Origin of the sequence: Noviherbaspirillum soli (assembly GCF_015352955.1) — a bacterium.
In the GTDB taxonomy this organism is placed as follows: Bacteria; Pseudomonadota; Gammaproteobacteria; order Burkholderiales; family Burkholderiaceae_D; genus Noviherbaspirillum_A; species Noviherbaspirillum_A soli.
Window position 1 is genome coordinate 1 of sequence record NZ_JACYOX010000089.1, and the last position, 4,137, is coordinate 4,137.

Annotated in this window: 2 protein-coding genes and 1 pseudogene; 1 reads left to right on the forward strand and 2 read right to left on the reverse strand. The window is 55.5% G+C overall.

Annotation, left to right across the window (positions count from 1 at the left end; all coding sequences use genetic code 11):
- The first annotated feature begins 163 nt into the window (after positions 1-163).
- Positions 164-2,419, forward strand: coding sequence for an ankyrin repeat domain-containing protein (locus IGW04_RS25395; protein ID WP_194715876.1), 2,256 nt, complete (start codon positions 164-166; stop codon positions 2,417-2,419).
- 41 nt (positions 2,420-2,460) lie between these two features.
- Here the strand turns inward: IGW04_RS25395 and purB are convergent, their stop codons facing one another.
- Together purB and IGW04_RS25995 are read right to left on the reverse strand one after the other, a co-directional pair.
- Positions 2,461-3,828: an adenylosuccinate lyase gene (gene purB, locus IGW04_RS25400; protein ID WP_194715877.1), complete on the reverse strand. Its 1,368-nt coding sequence runs from the start codon at positions 3,826-3,828 to the stop codon at positions 2,461-2,463.
- A 189-nt stretch (positions 3,829-4,017) separates the two neighbouring features.
- Positions 4,018-4,137: pseudogene (locus tag IGW04_RS25995) on the reverse strand (IS5/IS1182 family transposase); the annotation flags it as partial.

Below are 4,137 nucleotides of genomic sequence, written 5' to 3' on the forward strand. Positions count from 1 at the left end.
GCAGGCTGAAAAGCCTGAAGCAACCGCCCCTAAAGGGCTATAAATAAGGCGCTAAACCGTCCTTTTTATCCAGATCCGACCATATAGATCAGTGTCACCGAAAAAAGAAGGCTTGTTCAGCGTAGCCTTAAGCGTCCAGCCGGACCAACAGTCCATAGCGGCCGTGAAGAACGCGAAGTCCATTTCCGGCCTGCCCACCAGCAAGCAGAGCGAAGCCTTCGAAAAGACGCTGGGCATGATAGAGCAGATGAAGCCGGACAGCCGCTGTGCCCCATTGGTCAATCTGGCACACGCCTTGAGACTCCTTGGCCAGAAGGAGCAAGCGGTCTACCTGCCGCGGTTGCGCAGACTTGCTTCTCCACCGATGTCCGTGCAGGATAGAAAAAAAGTCATCGATGCGCTTGTGTGTGCCTATGCCGGATGTGCCATTGATGGCACCGACAGCGATTACCATAATCTGGATGGAGACGACTCGGATACGGAGCAGGCTTATCCAGCGGACGATGCCAAAGCCCTGAGAGCATTTCAGCAGCAAATCAAGGACGCGAAATTAAAGATTCATGATCTTAATGCGCCCGTCAAGCAACGTTCAACCGACACCATTCAACAGGTTTTGCAAGACATAGCCAAGTCGGAGGACGTCTCTCTAAAGCTTGAATATGCTATCGGGTTTCTCGATGCCCTGGACAACCATCACGACACCGGCAAGAAGGTGATTGTCGATCATCTGCTTGACGCCTTTGGTGATGAAATCGTCACCACTGCCTTATTGATGGGCTTGTTAAGCAAGGAACTGGAAAAAAATCCTGAAATAAAAATTTCTCCGTCGGCCATGCTGCTTGGTTTTATTGAGGGTGATAAGAACGTTGTAAAAATTCTGGAAGACTTTATTGCAAAGGCTGCGCGCACGAAGCCTTTCCTGAATGCGTTTTACCAGCGCCTCCTGGAGAGATCCAGAGAGATCTCCACGCCGGGAAAGAACAATCCCCGGATGGCCGCTGCGACAATGTATTTGTTGATGGATATGGCAGCATCAAGTCAACTGCCTGAATCCAGCCGGTGCCTGCTGATCATGTATCTGTACTTCATGAATCCGAAAACGCTGTATCAAGTCCTGTCCAACACAAGGAAGCAGCATGGTGAAACGGGTTTCGACTTTGCCCATCGTGTGATTGCAACTGCAATCGATGTGCCAGCCTGTTCCAGGTTGCTGCCCGAGTCCACTGAGGACAAGATGGAACACCTGGCCAGCTACCAGGACCGTGTCGATGCGGCGAACGGACAGCAGAAGCAGCCGCGTCTCCAGCCTCGCGGAAAGCATCTTCGGGCACTTCTTCTGGACAGTAACGGCGATGCGGCTGAAGTGATGAAGGCAGTCCGGAAAGTCCTCGCTTCCAATGCCAGCTTTGGCGACAAGCGTGTCCTGCTTCAGGCACTGGAAACCACGCCGCTGACGGATGCGCTTCCTGCTTACGTTGAAAAGTTCTACTTTGAGACAGCAGATGCTTATCTGAAAGAAGGCAATCCCCACAAGACCAGGCATTTGCCGGACATGGATCAGTTGCGAACGGAAAAGAAGCCCTATTACGAAACGCTTTCCCGGATACATAAAAAACTGCCACCGGAAAAGGTGGCGGAACTCAGGAGGGAAACGAAGGAAGCGCATGACAAGGCATTGAACAGCACTTTGCCAGCCGTGCATGCGGCGATCATGAATAACAATGTGGCAATGGTGAAAGCTTATCTGGATGCCGTGCTGGACCCTGATAGTGGGGTGTCATCGAATCAGGCCATGGAATTGATCAGCACGCCGCACAAGGGAAAATCCGCGTTCTACAGGGCACTGATGCGCGGCACGCCGGACATGATCCGCACCTTTATTGAAACCATCCTTGCCTCGAAGCTGGATGAAACGCATAAGGTTGATCTGCTATTGGCAAGACGTGAGTCCGACAATTTTGGGGCCTTTTACATCGCCATGTCTTCACGCAGCCCCGAGCGGGTCAAGGCGTTTATGGAAGCGGTCTTGGCCTCCGATCTGCTTGTAAAGAATAAGGAAAAACTTCTCAAATGTAAGAAAGAGCTTGGAAAAGGCGCTGCGGCAAGCCGAAACAAAATTAGCGAGATTTATTTGAACGCCCAGTTGTATGCACGCAGCGAAGCTGCGCGCAACGAGGAAACATGGGCTTCCAGGGAGCAAAAAATCACTACCTACGACAAGATCAGCTATGAGGCACGCAAGATACCTAGCAAGGTCAATCCCAAAATCAAGCGTGACCCTGCCGGCTTGCGCGACCGGGAAGAAATACCCAGCCTCGTGGCGTTGTTCGATGAACTGATTGACAAATCGAACCTGCACTCTTCAACCAAGGATATCTTGAAGGACAAGCCTTCAGGCAGGAAGCCATTGCCGTATTAAACCCGATGCCGGCCCTGGGGCAGCCGGCATCATCAACCACCTCAAATATCCCGCGCGAGTCGCTCGGCGATGCCCAGATAATTTGCCGGCGTCATTGCCAGCAACTGCTCCTTCGCCTGCTGCGGTATCGCCAGAGCTTGCACGAACGCCTGCAGCGCCTCGCGGGAAATCCCCTTGCCGCGCGTCAGCTCCTTTAATTGCTCGTACGGGTTTTCAATGCCGTAACGGCGCATGACCGTCTGCACCGGCTCGGCCAGCACTTCCCAGGTAGCGTCCAGGTCTTCGGCCATGCGTGCCGGATTGACTTCCAGCTTGTTCAGGCCGCGCAGGCAGCTGTCATAGGCCAGCAGCGCATAACCCAGGCCGACGCCGATGTTGCGCAGCACGGTGGAATCGGTCAGGTCGCGTTGCCAGCGCGACACCGGCAGTTTCTCGGCCATATGCTTCAGCACCGCATTGGCCATGCCGAGATTGCCTTCGGAGTTTTCAAAATCGATCGGATTGACCTTGTGCGGCATGGTGGAGGAGCCGATCTCGCCAGCCTTGGTGCGCTGCTTGAAGTAACCCAGCGAGATATAGCCCCAGATGTCGCGGTTCAGGTCCAGCAGGATGGTGTTGGCGCGGGCCACCGCGTCGAACAGCTCGGCCATGTAGTCATGCGGCTCGATCTGGATGGTATAGGGATTAAAGGTCAGGCCCAGCCGCTCCTCGATCACCTGGCGGGAAAATGCCTGCCAGTCCAGTTCCGGATAGGCAGACAGATGGGCGTTGTAGTTGCCGACCGCGCCATTCATCTTGGCCAGGATTTCCACCGAGGCGATGCGCTGCGCCGCGCGCCGCAGCCGCGCCACCACGTTGGCGATTTCCTTGCCCAGCGTGGTCGGGCTGGCCGGCTGGCCATGGGTGCGCGACATCATCGGCACGGCAGCCTGCTCATGCGCCAGCTCGGTCAGCCGGTCGATCACAGCCTGCAGCGCCGGCAGCAGCACCGTGTCGCGGGCGGCCTTGAGCATCATGCCGTGCGAGGTGTTGTTGATGTCCTCCGAGGTGCAGGCGAAATGGATGAATTCGCTCGCGGCCACCAGCTCGGGCACGTCCTTGACCTGTTCCTTGAGCCAGTACTCGACCGCCTTCACGTCATGGTTGGTGACGGCTTCGATCTGCTTGATGCGCTCGGCGTCGGCTTCGGTGAAGTCATTGGCGATGCGCGTCAGCAGTGCATTGGCGTCCGCGGAAAACGGCTTGATCTCGGCCAGGCCCGCCGCGGCGAGCGCCTGCAGCCATGCAATTTCCACCTTGACCCGGTGATGCATGAAACCGGCTTCGGACAAAATGGGACGTAGTTTGTCGGTCTTGGCGGCATAGCGCCCGTCAAGTGGGGAAAGGGCGGTCAGGGTGGAGAGAGCCATGGCGATGAGGGAAAAGAAGATGGAAACTGTGCCGCGGCAAGGGCGCCGGCCGGCAGGACGGAAAAAAGCGCCATTCTACCACCGGCGACGACGCGTAATTTCCTTGTTCAGACGCGAAACCGCGTGTATTTTGCGGATTAAACCCGAATTTCCGGGTGCTATAATCGACCCGACCTATTCTAAGAGCATCTAACAAAATGAGTTTTTCAAAATGCGCCAGCAAATAAGGGCGCAGCCCAAGTGAAGGAATGCTTCATGAATCGAGGGCAGTCGTTCGTAGCGTACGCGCAGTCGCCGGAATTGATGCAA